The following is a 16,602-nucleotide window of genomic DNA, read 5'->3' on the forward strand; positions in this document are numbered from 1 at the left end:
ATGGCCAGAGCAACAAGCCAACTCTATCTCGATGGCGTTTCGGTTTCCTTTGATGGTTTCAAAGCGATCAACGATCTGTCGCTGACCATCGATCCGGGTGAAATGCGCGCCATCATCGGTCCGAATGGCGCCGGTAAGACAACCATGATGGACATCATCACCGGCAAGACCCGGCCCGATGAAGGGGACGTCTTTTTTGACGGAACCATCGATCTGACATCTGAGGACGAAGCTTCCATTGCCGAACTTGGCATTGGCCGCAAGTTTCAAAAACCGACCGTATTTGAAAGCCACACGGTCTGGGACAATCTCGAACTCTCCCTGAAAGCCCCACGTGGCCCATTCGCGACCCTGTTTCATGTCATCACTGGCGGGGAGAAAAAGCGGATCGAAGAACTCCTGGACCTGATCCGGCTTGGCGATAAACGTGACGAACTAGCCGCCAATCTGTCTCACGGCCAGAAACAATGGCTGGAGATCGGCATGCTGCTCGCTCAAGACCCGAAGCTGCTTCTCGTCGATGAACCAGCCGCCGGGATGACCGATGCAGAAACAGCCGAAACGGCTGAACTCCTGAAAGACATTGCCAAGGACCACTCTGTCGTGGTGGTGGAACATGATATGGACTTCGTCCGTTCACTCGACGTCAAAGTGACGGTTCTGCACGAAGGTTCAGTCCTTGCCGAGGGGTCTCTGGACCATGTTTCCGCCGACGAGCGGGTTGTTGAAGTTTATCTCGGACGGTGAAGCATGCTGAAAGTCGACAATATTGATTTGTACTATGGGGCTGCCCAAGCGCTGAAAGGCGTTTCGCTCACCGCAGAAACGGGCAAGGTTACCTGCCTTATGGGCCGGAATGGGGTTGGCAAGACCTCGACTTTGCGCGCAGTTGCAGGTCAGCAGGGCATCAGCGCTGGCAACATTATATGGAACGGCGAGGACATCTCATCGCTTGCCCCATATGCCCGGGCGAAAAAAGGCATCGCAGTCGTGCCCCAAGGCCGTGAGGTGTTTCCGCTACTGAGCGTGAAGGAAAACCTGGAAACAGGCTACGCACCAATCCCGCGCAAGGAGCGTTATGTTCCAGAGACGATCTTCGAATTGTTCCCGGTCTTGAAAGACATGCTCCACCGGCGCGGCGGCGACCTCTCTGGCGGTCAGCAGCAACAACTGGCCATCGCGCGGGCATTGGTGACCCGGCCCAAGCTTCTGGTTCTGGACGAACCAACCGAAGGCATCCAGCCGTCGATCATCAAGGACATCGGCCGCGCGATTTCTTGGCTCCGAGATCAGGGTACGATGGCAATTGTCTTGGTCGAACAGTATTTTGAATTCGCCCGTGATCTGGCGGACGACTATGCCGTCATGGATCGCGGCGAGATCGTCCTATCGGGTGCAGGAAAGAATCTGTCTGAAACAGAGGTTCGCCGCTATCTAACAGTGTGATCGCGCTGACGACTGCAACAATCCAAAACAAGAAAGAAAGCCGTCATAATATTGTGCCGGAAAGTGCGGCATAAGGGCCGCAACCAAGCGCAATTGACCGAGATGCTGCCTTCACCGGATTGACACCCGCCAGAAAGCCATTACCAACGCGCTAAGATTTCTTCTTCGGCTAAGCGGATTTCCGCATCTAGCCACTTCTGAGACGGGGCAGCTGTCCTGGTCTTGAATAACTGGGATAAACGATGCGCGTTGCAATGATTGGAACCGGCTATGTCGGTCTGGTGTCAGGAACCTGTTTTGCCGATTTCGGTCACATAGTGACTTGCATCGATAAGGATGCATCCAAGATTGATGCCCTCAACAAGGGCGAGATCCCGATCTACGAACCCGGCCTTCAAGAGCTTGTTGCCAAAAACGTTGCCGAAGAGCGCCTGTTTTTCACAACCGACGCGGCTGAAGCTGTCAAAGGCGCAGATGCCGTTTTTATTGCCGTTGGGACACCAACCCGGCGCGGCGATGGCCATGCAGACCTCTCTTACGTTTATGCAGCTGCCGAAGAGATTGCCGGCCTGATCGACGGGTTTACGGTAGTGATTACCAAATCCACGGTTCCGGTCGGAACCGGCGACGAAGTCGAGGCGATCATCCGCAAAACGCGTCCGGATGCGGACGTTGCCGTCGTCTCCAATCCTGAATTCTTGCGCGAAGGCGCGGCCATTGAAGACTTCAAGCGCCCAGACCGTGTGGTCGTCGGCACCGAAAGCGCCAAGGCCGTCGATGTCATGCGCGAACTGTACCGGCCGCTGTACCTCAATGAAACACCGATCCTGGTGACCAAGCGGCGCACCTCCGAGCTGATCAAATACGCAGCCAATGCGTTCCTGGCAGTGAAGATCACGTTCATCAACGAGATCGCTGACCTTTGCGAAAAGGTGGGTGGCAATGTCCAGGAAGTGTCCCGTGGCATCGGCCTGGACAACCGGATCGGCGCTAAATTCCTGCACGCAGGCCCGGGTTATGGCGGCTCCTGCTTCCCCAAGGACACCCTTGCTTTGTCCAAAATTGCCGCAGAGGCCGACTCCGGACTGAAAATCGTCGACTCTGTGATTGAGGTGAACGCCGAACGGAAAAAGAAGATGGCCGACAAGGTTATTGATTTCATGGGCGGGGATGTTGCCGGCAAAACCATCGCTCTTCTCGGACTGGCCTTCAAACCAAACACGGATGACATGCGCGAAGCACCCAGCATCGATATCGTTGAGAAGCTGCAGGCCGCCGGTGCCAAAATCCGTGCGTATGACCCGGCCAGCATGGAAGAAGCAGCTCAAATCATGCAGGGTGTGATGTTCTGCGATGGGCCGTATCATGCCATCGAAGGCGCCGATGTCATTGTCATCGTAACCGAGTGGGATCAGTTCCGGGCTCTCGACCTCGACCGGGTCAAGTCACTCGCTAAAACGCCAAAGGTTGCCGACCTCAGAAACATCTACAAGCCCGACTATATGGCCGAGCGCGGGTTCGATTATGTGAGTGTTGGCCGCGCCTATTGATCTGAAGTTGCAACATCAAGAATAGCACTATGACACCGCCGTGGCGGCAGGCTTGTGACGCTTAACCACGATGACTAAAAGTTCGGGGAAAAAAGTATCAATCCATGGCTTTCCCCTGGCCGGCTTACAGTAATAACGTCATACAACCAGCAACTTAGTGAAATTCACCACATCGTTAACGCTTTACTAATATTTAATTGGATCACCCTGACCATCTGATCTATGGTCCGATTTGTTGATGGGCAACATCACAAAGCGAGTGTTGGAGTACAATGGCAGACGAGACGCTCTCGGACGATCGACAGGAACTGCAGGAACATTCTCCGGTTAGCCTGACTGTCTCGTCCTCAGCGAAACTCAGACAGAATACTGCGAGTAGAGTACGGAAAGCGCGAAGCGGAGCAGCGAAAAGGATCCGTACGGCCCGTAGGCTGCGGAAAGCGGCTTCTTTTCGCTCTGTGGATTCGCGGCCCCAGTATCAAGAGCGTCCGCTTCAGGTCGCAGTGAAACGGGTCTTTGATGGTTTGGCCTCCTTGGCCGGTCTCATCCTGTTGGCTCCGTTGCTGATTGGTGTGGCTGCGGCAGTTAAACTGACCAGCAAAGGACCGGTGTTTTTCAGGCAAACCCGCTTGGGCTTGAATGGCCAGCCGTTTTCGATCCTGAAGTTCCGGACGATGTATGTGGACCGGTGTGATGCATCCGGCCTCAAACATACGGTTGCTGGCGATCCCCGGATTACCGCAGTCGGACGTTTTTTGCGCCGGAGCAGCTTTGATGAACTTCCCCAGTTGATCAATGTCTTACGCGGACAAATGTCCCTCGTCGGACCCCGGCCCTATGTGCCGGGCATGCAGGCGGGTGGTATTGCCTATGAGTGCTTGGATTACCGCTATTATGATCGGCTTCGGGTTCTCCCTGGGATCACTGGGTTGGCTCAGGTCAATGGCTACCGCGGAGATGCCTCAGATGAGGAAGCTGCTCGCATACGCCTAGAATACGATCTGGCCTACATCGAAAACACCGGCTTGTGGCTTGATATCAAAATCATCGCCCGGACGATCATCCGCGAGTTTTTCAAAGGCAGCGGCGCCTGACCAGAATGCCTGCTATTAAGCAGAGGCGGGCCATACTAGGATTGTCCCAAACCTAGCTTGGATGCAACATGGCGGAGTGCCAACTCATACCCTTGTATGCCGCATCCCGCGATCACTGCATCGGCTCTTAAAGAGACAAACGAGCGGTGCCGGAATTCCTCCCGTTTGTGAATGTTGGAGATGTGTACCTCCACGACAGGGCACTCACACATATTCAGCGCATCCAAAATCGCAACCGATGTATGGGAATAAGCGGCCGGATTGATGACGATAGCTGCGGCCGTTTCCCGCGCTTCCTGAATCCAGTCGATCAGCAGATGTTCTGCATTGCTCTGGCGGAATTCGACAGTAAGGGCGCATTCCTTGGCAGTTCGCATACACAAGTCACGGACATCATCCAGCGTCTGCGAGCCATAAATCTCCGGCTGCCTTTTGCCCAACAGATTGAGGTTTGGTCCGTTGAGGACATAAGCGACAGGCATCATGGCCGTTTCCCTTTTGCGGAGGCAATTTCATCAACTTTGAGTGCATCCGTTTTAGCAAGTTCGCAAGTATCTTGTGAACAACAATCGAATACGTTTTCTGATTGCATAATGATTAGCAACACCCTATTGCTCTTGGAAAGTTTAGGGATTATTAACTACGCTATTGAAGCTGGGTTACGAATCGAGATTGACTTGGAACGTCATGATAAAACTTCGTGAAAGACTAGATACTCTCGAAGCACTCAACGAGGCAATTGAGGGCTACCAGCATCTTTCGATAGACGTCCTCTCGCAGTTCTTATTGGACAATTATACGGTGGATCTGGATTTGCTTGCGCAGTTCACAGACGCTGTGGGAGGAGTTTCTCAAGGGGAAGCCCTGAGTGGGAATGGGACATCGGATTCGGCACAATCTGCTGCCTGACCTAGCGGATCCTCATCTTAACCGACAGCCGTAACATTCTGATCTTCACCATCATTGCCTTGCTCGCCGGGCTGACCGGGTGCGCCTTGCCAAATCTTCTGGCGATTTCGAATTTCCCGCGGTGCTGGACCAAAGTAGGTCGCGGTCTTGATGAAATCCCGGGGCTGCAGAATAACGCTGGATACCCGCTGATACAGTGCTTTGGCTGAAATGGGTTTTGACAACAGTTCATGCACACCGAGGCGGCGGGCTTCAACGATCCGGCTACGTTCTGTGTGCGCCGTCACCATTATAATCGGGATATAGGCAAAAGGATTGTTTGGACTGCGGATCATACGCACCATATCCGCACCATCCAGGATCGGCATCACCCAATCTAGGATCAGAATATCCGGATTGGCGCGGTCCATAGCTTCCAGACCGGATGCACCGTCTTCGGCTTCGACAATACGGCGTGCTCCGAACCCCTGAAGCATAGTCCGCAGGATGGTCCGCATGTAAGCGCTGTCTTCAACCAGCAAAAACGTCAATGAGGCCAGATCCAGGCTCACCAAATCCTCCTTTGTTAATGTATTTTTCTGACATGAAAATCTGAACAATGCGTTAGTTACGATCGACCGCGCCGTTTTGCGCCTCTAAGGATCAATGAATCATTTTCTTTGGGAACTGGTTAATTCCGGAGCTCTTCTTTTACGTCTTGGTAAAGTTGCGCGGAGTTAAGTTTTTTACGGCAGTTGCTTTAACGAGACCTTCAAACTGCATCTTCATGCTTTTCAGCATCAATTTGTAGCAATGAGGGGTCGCACGTTTGACCACCAGATACATGTCCGAAGATGACAACAGCGACCAGAATGATGATCAGTTACCGGAAGAACCACGCATTTTTCTGAACAACAACGGCCGGTACCGTGGCAATCTTCTATTGTTATCTGGTTTGGGCTTGCTGCTGATTGCCACCGGAATGGTTCTGTCCAGCATCTTGTCTTGATGTCTTTCAGGCCGAATTCTAACCACGGCGGATTCTGGGAAATCATTAAAAGCGCACATCTCAGAGAACTTCATGCTGCTGGCGATGCATCCTACCAAGGCGGTTATCGCAGTGTCTGAATTGTCCTTCTCATATGACAAAATCGCCTTTTGAGATTTTGAGCCATTTTAGGTCCTAAATATGATTGCCGGGGTTAAGACCCATTACTTCTCGGGCAAGTCATCATCATCCAGAATGCGCCATTTCGCCCCTTCCAAATCATCATACTGGCCACTTTTCAAAGACCAAAGAAATGCCACCAATCCAAGGCCCCCAAGAAACAGCGCGATCGGTATTAGGTAAATAAGGACGTCCATTTTCTACCCCTGCACCTCCTTTTCCTGATCGTGAATGCCTAGTTGGCCACGGTAGTCTTTTTTCCATCACCAATCCGCAGGCGAAGGGCATTTGCGGTTACCGCGAGGGAGGAAGCCGACATGGCAACCGCTGCCATCAGCGGTGTTACAAAACCGGCAACGGCAATTGGCACGGCGATGATGTTATAAATTGTCGAAATCCAGAGGTTTTGTTCGATGGCCCTCCGGGCTTTGATCGACAGGCGCAACGCATCAGCAACCGGCTGGAGTTTGTGTCCCAAAAAGACGGCATCTGCTGCCGCTTGGCTGAGATGCACCGCAGAGACCGGTGACAGCGAAACATGGGCACCAGCCAGCGCCGGCGCGTCATTAAGACCATCACCAACCATCAAGACCTTGTGACCTGCTGCTTGCAGGGCTTCCAACCGTGCGATTTTGGCAGAGGGTGTCATTACAGCCTGCCAGTTTTGGATCTCGAGAACTTCAGCGCAGGAGCGAACGGAAGGTTCGGTGTCCCCGGACAGGATTTCCAGAGCGTAGCCCTGTTTCGTCAACTCGTTGATGACAGCCTTTGCATCCGGGCGTAAGCTTTGGCGGAACGCCAGCAAGCGCACTGGTTCATCTCCATACCGCACAGCAAGCAGTGACGCTCCAGGGACGTCGGCAAAGCGGGCTTCAACACTAGCAGCATCCGCCCCGCAGAACAGTGGACTGCCAAGACGCAGTGTTGTGCCGTTCACATGTGTTTCAAGGCCAGCTCCGGAAGTTTCTGTAACATCGGGCAGCGGGGTCAATGCACCCGTTGCTTTTACCAGAGCCATCGACAAGGGATGACGGCTTGCAAGAGCAAGCCGGCCAGCCAAGATCAAGACTTCGTCTTCCGGATCAATCGCGCCAACAAGATCCGGTTCGGCAAGTGTCAAGGTTCCAGTTTTGTCAAACAGGATGGTGTCAATCGCGGCCAGGCGTTCGATCGCATCACCGGAATTTAAAAGAATGCCAGATTTGAACAACTGACCGGACACGACCACCTGGACGGCCGGAACGGCCAGCCCAAGCGCGCATGGGCAGGTGATGATGAGCACGGAAATGGCGATCACCAGAGCCGGCTGCCACGCCAGCCCGGCAACCAGCCATCCCAAAAAAGTCAAAGCAGCAGCACCATGAACCAGCGGTGCATATAGCTGGGCAGCTCGATCTGCGATCTGTACGTATTTGGATTTTGCTTGAGAAGCTGCTTCCAGAAGACGATTTACTTCATCCAGCAATGTCGCGCCGGACGCCACCTCAACGCGGACCTGCAAGGCACCAGCTCCGTTGAGCGTACCTGCATAAACCCGTTGTCCGGGATTGACCGGCACCAAAACGCTTTCCCCGGTCACCAAGCTCTGGTCGATTTCCGAGATACCGGTCTCAACAACACCATCAACCGAAACACGCTCTCCGCCGGCCACAAGTACAAGGTCGCCCGCAACGATCTTGGATACCGGGACTTCCCGAACCGTTCCATCCAGATTGATCCGCGCCGCGACTTCCGCTTTCAGTGCAGCAATATTCTCGGCAAAGGACCGGGTCCGCCCCCGCATATTGTGATCGAGATAACGTCCGATCAGCAGGAAAAACAACAGCATTACGGCCGATTCAAAATAAGCATGGTGATGGTGCTGGATTGTTTGGACCAATGACAACGCAACCGCCAGGCCGACTCCGATCACGATTGGCACGTCCATGTTCAACCGGCCGGAACTTAGAGCCCGAAATGCGCTTTTGATAAAAGGCCGCCCGGAGTACGCCACTGTCGGCAAGGCGATCAATGCAGAAATCCAGTGAAAGAAATCCCGCGTTTCAGGCGTTATGTCACTCGCGTTGCCGGACCAAACAGAGACCGACAGCAGCATGATGTTCATCCCGGCAAAACCGGCGACGGCCAAACAGCGAAGCAGTTGCTTTCCAGTCTTGTCCTGACGCTCCTTCTGGCTAGCCGGATCAAACGGGTGTGCGGCGTAACCTAGTCTTTCCAGTTCAGCCACGATTTCGTCAGCGCCTGTCTGATCCTCAACCCAATCGACGGCCAGCCGTTGGGACGTCAAGTTCACGCGCGCCTTGCGGATGCCAGGTAGCCGCTTCAATCCACGTTCGATCTCGCCCATACAAGCTGCACAGGTAATGCCATCTACGGCAAGATCCATATGTACCGCGCCATCCTCGGCGGGTGTCACAAAGGATTGCCAGTCGCGCTGATGAACTGTCACGGCGCCAGCCTCAGTCTTTCACGAACACACGGTTCTCGGACTTGAATTTGCGCGTTCCGTCCTGATCAATTTCGAGAATTAGGTTCCAACTGCCAACGGGGAGTTTTTCCATTTTGGCAATATAGCGACCAACTCCGTCAGCAGTCAGCGACAGCTCAATATCTGCATTGCCTTGAGCCGGGTGTTTCAGAGTTGCCCGCAAGTCAATGCCATAAAGCGGATTATTGTTCGCATCTGCCGCAGTCACAACAAGCTGGCCACCAGTTCCATCTCTTTTGACGACTTCACTGGAAATCTGCCAGTTCAGCTCTTCTTGAGCTCTGGCAGCGGCGATCTCCTGATTGTAGGACTGCCCGGCTTTGTAGGAACTCTCGACGACAACTCCGGGGAAAGAACCAAAAGCCAAGTAAAGAAAAACCGCATTGGCGGCAAAGATCACGCCAAAAAAGCCAAACAGCCAAGCCAAAACGGTTTTGCCTGTAAAGGGTTTCGGTTCTTTTGCGTTCATTTCGGCCATGGCCATACGTGTCTCCTTAGAGCGTTACCCGGTCAAACCGTCCTGTTGACCGCCGAGATCTTTGTCTCTGGTTGGGTGTCCCGCTCTTGCTTAGTATTTCACCACAAGAGCGGGACTTTTTCATCATTGATCGAGCTCGGGCCTAGTCCCGCTCCGGCGCCTTAAAGGTATCTTGGGTCGTAACCACCTCGCCCATAACACTTTCGGTGATCCGGAAAGTCACCGGAGTGGAATGCGGCAACTCGGATCCCGGTGGAGACGTCACAAGCACACGCACTTCACGGGTGGTATCCGGCCCTACGTTAATGATCGGGCGTCCGGCGAACGTTTCTTCAACGCCAACGGCCTCGACTCTTGTCTCAGCCGGCATGCCTTCAACATGCAGCATGAAATGCCGGTCATGCCGACGTTTGTTGGACAAACGAACCGTATAGCCATTGCGGACAGATCCATCGGATTGTTCGACAAAAACCGGATTGCGGTCATGCAGGACGCTGATATCTGCAAATTCCCGGTTCAGCAGTGTTGCCAGCATGATGGCGCCAACCACGGCAATAATACCTGCGTATGCGATCGTACGGCCGCGAACAATTTCGTAAACCGGTTCCTTGCCCTCAATGCGCCGTTCGATGTTTTCATCGGTGTCGTAACCGATCAGGCCAGAGGGTTTTCCGACCTTTGCCATGATGTTGTCGCAGGCGTCGATACACAGGCCGCACTGGATGCAGTCAATCTGCGCGCCTTTGCGGATATCGACACCTGTCGGGCACACCTGGAAACATTGGAAGCAATCAATGCAGTCGCCGGCGGGCATGCCCTGCTTTTCCAGTTTCTTGTTCTGCTTTAGTGATCCCCGCGGCTCACCGCGGTCCCAGCGGTAAGTGACGTTCAGCGCTTTTTCATCGGTCAAGGCCGCCTGGATCCGGGGCCACGGGCACATGTAGATACAAACTTGCTCGCGCATGAACCCGGCCAACAGATAGGTCGTGCTGGTCAAGATCGCGATCCAGATATAGGCGATCATCGGCGCCTGGAAAGTCAGCAATTGCCAAACCAGGGTTGGTGCATCGTTGAAATAAAGCACCCATGCCCCGCCGGTCCACCAGGCAATCATCAGCCAGAAGAAGTGCTTTGTGGCGCGTTTGCCCAGCTTGCCGAAGGTCCAGCTTTCTTTGTCCAGTGCGATCCGCTCGCGGCGGTCGCCTTCAATCTTGCGCTCAACCCACAAAAACAGGTCGGTCCAGACTGTTTGCGGGCATAGATATCCGCACCAAAGACGGCCCGCGACAGCGTTCATCAAAAACAGAGCAACAGCCGCGATGATCAAGAGGCCGGTCAGGTAGTAGACTTCCTGCGGCCATATCTCGATGAAAAAGAAGTAACCTCTGCGCCCTTCCATATCGATGAGCACGGCTTGGTTTGGCGCATTGGGACCGCGGTCATAGCGGATAAAGGGCAGAAAATAGTAGATCCCAAGGGTAATGAAGAGCAGCGTCCACTTGATCCGGCGGAACAAGCCATGCGTCGCCATTGGGTAGATCTTTTTGGCAGATGCGAACCACTCGTCGTCGTGGCCGCCCCCCTGCGTATGGGTGTCGGTAGACATACCGTCCGTCCTCTTTGACCGACCCTGCCCCAATAGGATCGTAAAACCAAATGCCATGGTGGTTTGCACCATGGGCTTAAACTAATCCGGCACAAAGATCTCCTCTTTGCGCCGGATCAAATTGTCACTGTCTAAGGCACATTTGTCGCACCAATCTGAACAGTTTACTGGCCGCCACCAAAGGCATGGACATAAACGGCCAGGGATTTCACGGTCGCCTCGTCGAGACGATCAACCCACGGCGGCATGACGCCATTGCGGGCGGTGTGCACCTGGGCCGTGATGTCCTCTAGAGTTTTGCCATAGAGGTAGCTGGCGGACATCAGGCTCGGCGCGCCGACCTCCTGGATACCTTCAAGGTTATCTCCATGACAGGCCGCGCAGTTGTCCACGTAAAGCGTTTCACCTGCGGCCAGGTCGACACCGTCCTTGGTTTCAAGACCAGCACGGGAGGCCACAAAGTTGGACACTTGAGCAACTTCTTCCTTGTCCAGAAGTTCGTCCTTGCCAAAGGACGGCATGTCGCCGATCCGGGTGTCTTCATGGTCAGATCGGATACCGTAGAGGAGCGTGGTGTGGATGTCGTCCAGCGTACCACCCCAGATCCAGGTATCGTCCTGAAGGTTCGGATAGCCTTCCGCACCTGTACCACCATTGCCGTGGCATGGTGCACAGTTGTCGCCGAAAGCCGCTTTACCATTGGCCATTGCGAACTGCAGCAGCTGCTGATCCTTGGAGATGTCTTCCAAAGAGGTCGCAACGATCTTGTCCGCAAACTCCGACCGGCCCGCGATCCCTTCTTCAAGCGCGGCCAATGCCTCGGCCCGCTGATTGGACCCCAGAACACCGGTGGTGTAGCTGGAGACCAGCGGCCAGGACGGATACAGCACCCAATAGATCACAGCCCAGGCGATGGTGACATAAAAGAGGTACAGCCACCATCTCGGCAATGGGTTGTTGAGTTCCTTCAGGCCATCCCACTCGTGGCCGGTGGTTTCGACCCCGGAAATTTGGTCGACTTCCTTGTCGTGTATATCAGCCATGAATTAGTCCTCGCGGAACGGGATCTGAGCGGCATCGTCGAACTTTTTGCTGTTCTTTGGCCACAGTGCGTAGGCCAAGACGAACCCGAACAGGATCATGAAGTAGAGAAGGCCCCAAGTTTGCGCGAAGCTCGCGAACGCAGAATATGTCTCATTCATAGCGCTTACCTCAGGTTTGCTTTGTCGTCATAGATCGAGAAGTCGACCATAGTTCCGAGCACCTGGAGATAGGCGACCATAGCGTCCATCTCAGTGACTTTGCTCGGATTGCCGTCGAAATCACGGATCAATGCGCCGGGATAACGTTCCTCGAACTCATATGCCGCGTCGGATTCCGGAGACGCTTGGCCGATCAAGTCGGTCGCGGCGTTGTCCACTTGCTCATCGGTATAAGGCACACCGACGATGGCATTTGCGGACAGATGGTTCTTGATATCCCGGGTGCTGAGCTCGTTTTCCGCCAGGAACGGATAACCAGGCATGATGGAGGCCGGCACCAGCGAACGCGGGTTGACCAGGTGTTCCACATGCCAGTCGTCCGAATACTTGCCGCCAACACGGGCCAGGTCAGGACCGGTTCGTTTGGAGCCCCACTGGTGCGGGTGGTCGTACATCGATTCCGCAGCCAGCGAGAAATGGCCATACCGTTCCAGTTCATCGCGCATCGGGCGGATCATCTGTGAGTGACACAGATAACAGCCTTCGCGGATGTAGATGTCCCGGCCAGCCAGTTCCAGCGGCGTATAAGGACGCATGCCTTCTGTCTTCTCAATCGTGCTCTTCAGATAGAAGAGCGGTGCGATTTCAACCAAACCGCCGATTGAGATTGCAACGAGAATTCCGATCACAAGGACAATGGAGTTCTTCTCGAAGATTTCGTGTTTTTTCCATGCAGACATTCTTGTCCCTCCCCTTATTCAGCCGCAGCCAGGGAGCCAGCCGGCGTGGCTTCCGCTTCTTCAGCTTCGCCATGACGGACAGTCATCCAGAGATTGTAGGCCATGATCAGGGCGCCGAGCACGAAGAGTGCGCCGCCGAGAGCACGGATGATGTAGAAGGGATGCATCGCTTCAACGGTTTCCACGAAGGAGTATTCCAAGAAGCCAAGCTGGTCATATGCACGCCACATCAGGCCTTGCATGATCCCGGAAACCCACATCGCGGTGATGTAAAGCACGATACCGAGTGTAGACAGCCAGAAGTGCCAGTTCACCAGCTTCAGCGAATAAAGGCTCTTCTTGTTCCACAGCCACGGAACCAGGCAGTACAAGGCGCCGAAGGAGATGTAGCCAACCCAGCCGAGCGCACCGGAATGCACGTGGCCAATGGTCCAATCGGTGTAGTGCGACAGGGAGTTGACCGAGCGCAAGCTCATCAGCGGGCCTTCGAAGGTGGACATGCCGTAGAAGGCGACGGACACAACCATCATGCGTAGAACCGGATCGGTTCTCAGCTTGTCCCAAGCCCCGGATAGGGTCATCAGACCGTTGATCATGCCACCCCAGGACGGCATCCACAGTATGATCGAGAAGGTCGCGCCGAGCGTCGATGCCCACTGTGGCAGAGCCGTGTAGTGCAGATGGTGCGGACCTGCCCAGATGTACAGGAAGATGATCGCCCAGAAGTGAACGATGGACAGACGGTAGGAATATACCGGCCGATCAGCCTGCTTCGGAATGAAGTAATACATGATAGCCAGGAAACCAGCGGTCAGGAAGAAGCCCACCGCGTTGTGGCCATACCACCACTGCACCATTGCATCCTGAACACCAGACCAGACGATGTAGGACTTCGTCGAATAGATGGAGATCGGGACTGCTAGGTTGTTGGTGATGTGCAGCATGGCGATCGTGACGATGAACGCCAGATAAAACCAGTTTGCCACATAGATATGCGGCTCTTTCCGCTTCCAGAGCGTGCCCATGAACAGAAGCAGGTAAAACACCCAAACGATCGTGAGCCACAGATCGGCATACCATTCTGGCTCGGCGTATTCCTTACTTTGCGTCGCACCTAGCAGATAGCCGGTTCCGGCAATCACGATGAAGGCGTTGTAGCCCAAGATCACGAACCAGGGCAGGATCTTGCCCGGCATACGCGCGCGGCAGGTGCGCTGAACCACATACATGGACGTTGCCAGAAGCACGTTGCCGCCAAAAGCAAAAATCACAGCGGATGTGTGTAAGGGGCGCAGGCGGCCAAAATTGGTCCATGGAAGATCGAAGTTCAGCGCTGGCCAAGCCAGCTGAAGCGCAATGATCAGACCGACGGTGAAACCGGCGATCCCCCAGAACATTGCAGCCACGGTGCCGAACTTGACCGGTCCCATGTTGTAGTTGGGTTTGCCATCGATTTCCTGCGGAATCGCCTGTCCGCCGTCATCGAAGTAGTTCTTGAAGATGAAGAACACACCAGCGGCGGCGAACAATGCGCCAACGCTAGCATGAAATGCCATGACCTGATCAAAGGTCTTGCCCGCCACGATCAGGCAGGCGAATGCAAGCAGCACGAGGAAGAAAGCGAAACCGCCCTCCTCGAGCGAGACCAATTTGGTCTTAGTTTGTGCCATTTTTAGCGCCCCAGTTTTAGAAATCGTTACAAGGTGCCAACGATGGCACGACATTGCGCACGATGTGAAAATGCCCGCGTTGATCCATATCAAGAATCACATGCTTCCTTTGGCGAAGCTGCAGACCGTTTTTCTCTTTTGGTCATTCGCTTGCCGCCGGGATCCGGCTTTCAGCTCCCGGGGTTCCGCCTCAAAACCGAGCCACAACCCCAATCAAAGGTCCGTGTGTGATGGTATCGTAGGCAAAACTTGTGGCGCCGGATTTCCCGTTGTCATAATCGACGCTCAGCGCCTTGTATTGTAGGTGGGCAGACCAGGTGGGGTTGAATTGATATCCGACCCCACCTTGCAAACTCCAACTGAAGTCTGACGCAAGCCCGAAGCCACCGATATCTCCACGCAGATTTCCGGACCACCGGTCATTAAAACGATGCATCGCCCGCGCTCCGATGATCGGGTCCAGCCAATCATCACCCCAATCCTGGACAAAATTTCCAGCGATTGTTCCTGTGGCATTGATATCCAGAGAGACATCCCAGTATCGCCCACCAGCAATCGCTTCCACCCAAGTCGCTTCGTTTTGGAACAACCGATAGGTCAGCATGCCCTCGACGATCAGTTGCCGAGCTCCGAAACGAGCTCGTCCACCGGAAGTGAGAGGTGTGTTTTTCGCAGCGCCAAGTTTCATATAGGCGATGTCGACCATCGCACCGACTTTTTGCTGATAGAGCGCTTCAAGCCGGATCATGCCGCCGAAATGGAGGTTTTCTAAGATGGTCCCGGTGTCGACATCCAGATCTGTAGCTGGCAGACGGCCAATTTGGGATTCGCCGGTGATGTTGGCACCGACAAAATAGGGAGCAACTACAAACTCCCATGCTGATGAAATTCGTTGTGAAGGAGCCAGAACCGTAGATTGGGCAAACCCAGGCCACGCCCCCCCGACCCAGGCGGCTGCTCCAAACAAAACCGACGCAAAGCAACTTGTCTTCACTCGAAGCATACCCCTCAATCAGCCTCAAGAATGACGTTTGGTTATTAGCGCCGAAAATCGCCTTATGATCAAGTGGGTTCGCGGTAAAGTTTAACCGGTATTAAATCCCCCTCGCGGGCTCTCTTAGCCAGACCTAGTTTTGAGACGGAGACGTCCGCCAGAAAAACAAGCTGGTCACCCAGGGCAGCAACAGTACCATTCCTGTGAATCTGACGATTTGATGAGCTGCAACAAACGCTGGATCCAGGTCCAGCATAAAGGCCAATAGCGTCATAACCTCCAATCCACCAGGCGCAAAGGCAAGAAGGGCCTGACCGAAGGGGATCTCCATCATGTGCGACACTGCAGTCGCAAACAGAACCGATGTGGCAAAGGCTGCAGTGAATGCGGCTATAGACGCCATCAAAACACGCAAGAATTCCCGGAAAGTCATTTCATTGAACCGGCATCCGATCAGAGCGCCCATCATCATAAAACAGACCAGCATGAGCGGTCCGGGCAGAGCTAAGGTCACCAAACCAGACGCATTCAACCCGGCGCTCATCAAAAACGCCCCTGTCATCCAACCGCCTGGCACACGAGCAGCGACAGCCAGGACACTTGCCAGGACGCACAACGGTGCCCCGATCAGATAATCCTGTAGGCCAGGTTCCAAAACTGTTTCCGCCAACGAGGTTTGTGTTCCATTCGTCGACATGAGCGCATATGGCAGCAGAGCAACCAGCACAAAAAGCCGAACCGATTGTGTCGACGCAATTCGTGGCAAATCGGCGCCACGTTCGGTCGCCAATGCAATCACATAAGACAGTGTTCCTGGTATCGCGCCAAAGAAGGCGGTTTCCTTGGGCCAATGAGCAATGTAGCGAAGAACTGTGTATCCGGCCGCGGTGATGCATATGACGGCAACGAGCAAAAACGCCATCGACAACGGCCACTCACCAATCCGGTCGACCACCTCAGGGCGTACACCGGCCCCCATGGAAATCCCCAGAAGCACAAACAACCCGTCCCGGACTTTGGCCGGCATCACCGTGGGTACGCCCGCAAGTGTCATGACAGCAACGAGAACCATCCCACCGGATAGCCAGGCCGCAGGAAGACCGGCAAGATGAAACAACCATCCGCCGATTGCCGCGATGGCCACCGTCACCAAAAACCGCCTTACTGTTACAATCCCGGAGGTTGAATTCATTCGCTGTCACCCTTTTGGTCCGGTGACCGACTATAAACCTCCAGACCGTGCCGTTCATGATTGATTGTATCGATCAAGATATCCTC

General features: G+C 54.3%; 17 protein-coding genes. 5 read left to right on the forward strand and 12 right to left on the reverse strand.

Features of this window, described 5'->3' with window-relative positions; genetic code table 11:
- The 4 genes from urtD to FJ695_RS24530 all read left to right on the forward strand — a co-directional run bounded on the left by urtD (position 1) and on the right by FJ695_RS24530 (position 4,090).
- Positions 1-747 carry an urea ABC transporter ATP-binding protein UrtD gene (gene urtD, locus FJ695_RS24515; protein ID WP_141187889.1) on the forward strand — a complete coding sequence of 249 codons (747 nt, stop codon included), beginning with the start codon at positions 1-3 and terminating at the stop codon, positions 745-747.
- A gap of 3 nt (positions 748-750) precedes the next feature.
- Positions 751-1,446 (forward strand): urea ABC transporter ATP-binding subunit UrtE, encoded by a 696-nt coding sequence (gene urtE / locus FJ695_RS24520; protein WP_141187890.1) that lies wholly within the window; start codon positions 751-753, stop codon positions 1,444-1,446.
- 242 nt (positions 1,447-1,688) lie between these two features.
- Complete coding sequence (locus FJ695_RS24525) at positions 1,689-2,996, forward strand: UDP-glucose/GDP-mannose dehydrogenase family protein (protein ID WP_141187891.1); 1,308 nt, start codon at positions 1,689-1,691, stop codon at positions 2,994-2,996.
- Between the two features lie 503 nt (positions 2,997-3,499).
- A complete protein-coding gene (locus FJ695_RS24530; protein ID WP_247653728.1) occupies positions 3,500-4,090 on the forward strand; it encodes a sugar transferase in 591 nt (196 codons plus the stop codon).
- A 35-nt stretch (positions 4,091-4,125) separates the two neighbouring features.
- Here FJ695_RS24530 and aroQ read toward each other — a convergent pair whose 3' ends face one another.
- Together aroQ and FJ695_RS24540 are read right to left on the reverse strand one after the other, a co-directional pair.
- A complete protein-coding gene (gene aroQ / locus FJ695_RS24535) occupies positions 4,126-4,575 on the reverse strand; it encodes a type II 3-dehydroquinate dehydratase (protein ID WP_141187893.1) in 450 nt (149 codons plus the stop codon).
- 441 nt (positions 4,576-5,016) lie between these two features.
- Complete coding sequence (locus FJ695_RS24540; RefSeq protein WP_141187894.1) at positions 5,017-5,550, reverse strand: response regulator; 534 nt, start codon at positions 5,548-5,550, stop codon at positions 5,017-5,019.
- 257 nt (positions 5,551-5,807) lie between these two features.
- On the opposite strand from FJ695_RS24540, the gene FJ695_RS24545 reads away from it, so the two are divergent.
- Positions 5,808-5,987 carry a hypothetical protein gene (locus FJ695_RS24545; protein ID WP_141187895.1) on the forward strand — a complete coding sequence of 60 codons (180 nt, stop codon included), beginning with the start codon at positions 5,808-5,810 and terminating at the stop codon, positions 5,985-5,987.
- Between the two features lie 203 nt (positions 5,988-6,190).
- Here FJ695_RS24545 and ccoS read toward each other — a convergent pair whose 3' ends face one another.
- From ccoS to FJ695_RS24595, 10 genes are all read right to left on the reverse strand, one after another.
- The gene (gene ccoS / locus FJ695_RS24550; protein ID WP_141187896.1) at positions 6,191-6,343 is read right to left on the reverse strand and encodes a cbb3-type cytochrome oxidase assembly protein CcoS; all 153 of its coding nucleotides are present in this window, start codon (positions 6,341-6,343) and stop codon (positions 6,191-6,193) included.
- Positions 6,344-6,381: 38 nt separating this feature from the next.
- Positions 6,382-8,595, reverse strand: coding sequence for a heavy metal translocating P-type ATPase (locus tag FJ695_RS24555; protein WP_141187897.1), 2,214 nt, complete (start codon positions 8,593-8,595; stop codon positions 6,382-6,384).
- 10 nt (positions 8,596-8,605) lie between these two features.
- Positions 8,606-9,118: a FixH family protein gene (locus tag FJ695_RS24560; protein ID WP_141187898.1), complete on the reverse strand. Its 513-nt coding sequence runs from the start codon at positions 9,116-9,118 to the stop codon at positions 8,606-8,608.
- Positions 9,119-9,254: 136 nt separating this feature from the next.
- Positions 9,255-10,718 carry a cytochrome c oxidase accessory protein CcoG gene (gene ccoG, locus FJ695_RS24565; RefSeq protein ID WP_209010802.1) on the reverse strand — a complete coding sequence of 488 codons (1,464 nt, stop codon included), beginning with the start codon at positions 10,716-10,718 and terminating at the stop codon, positions 9,255-9,257.
- Positions 10,719-10,882: 164 nt separating this feature from the next.
- Positions 10,883-11,761, reverse strand: coding sequence for a cytochrome-c oxidase, cbb3-type subunit III (gene ccoP / locus FJ695_RS24570; RefSeq protein ID WP_141187899.1), 879 nt, complete (start codon positions 11,759-11,761; stop codon positions 10,883-10,885).
- Positions 11,762-11,764: 3 nt separating this feature from the next.
- Entirely contained in the window at positions 11,765-11,920 is a 156-nt protein-coding gene (locus tag FJ695_RS24575) for a cbb3-type cytochrome c oxidase subunit 3 (protein WP_141187900.1), read from the reverse strand.
- 5 nt (positions 11,921-11,925) lie between these two features.
- Positions 11,926-12,660 carry a cytochrome-c oxidase, cbb3-type subunit II gene (gene ccoO, locus FJ695_RS24580; protein WP_141187901.1) on the reverse strand — a complete coding sequence of 245 codons (735 nt, stop codon included), beginning with the start codon at positions 12,658-12,660 and terminating at the stop codon, positions 11,926-11,928.
- A gap of 14 nt (positions 12,661-12,674) precedes the next feature.
- Positions 12,675-14,330, reverse strand: a complete 1,656-nt coding sequence (ccoN, locus tag FJ695_RS24585; protein ID WP_141187902.1) for a cytochrome-c oxidase, cbb3-type subunit I — start codon at positions 14,328-14,330, stop codon at positions 12,675-12,677.
- A 190-nt stretch (positions 14,331-14,520) separates the two neighbouring features.
- Entirely contained in the window at positions 14,521-15,324 is an 804-nt protein-coding gene (locus tag FJ695_RS24590; RefSeq protein ID WP_141187903.1) for an outer membrane protein, read from the reverse strand.
- A 133-nt stretch (positions 15,325-15,457) separates the two neighbouring features.
- Complete coding sequence (locus tag FJ695_RS24595) at positions 15,458-16,516, reverse strand: AbrB family transcriptional regulator (RefSeq protein ID WP_141187904.1); 1,059 nt, start codon at positions 16,514-16,516, stop codon at positions 15,458-15,460.
- Positions 16,517-16,602: the final 86 nt, after the last annotated feature.

Origin of the sequence: Labrenzia sp. PHM005 (assembly GCF_006517275.1) — a bacterium.
Classification (GTDB): Bacteria; Pseudomonadota; Alphaproteobacteria; order Rhizobiales; family Stappiaceae; genus Roseibium.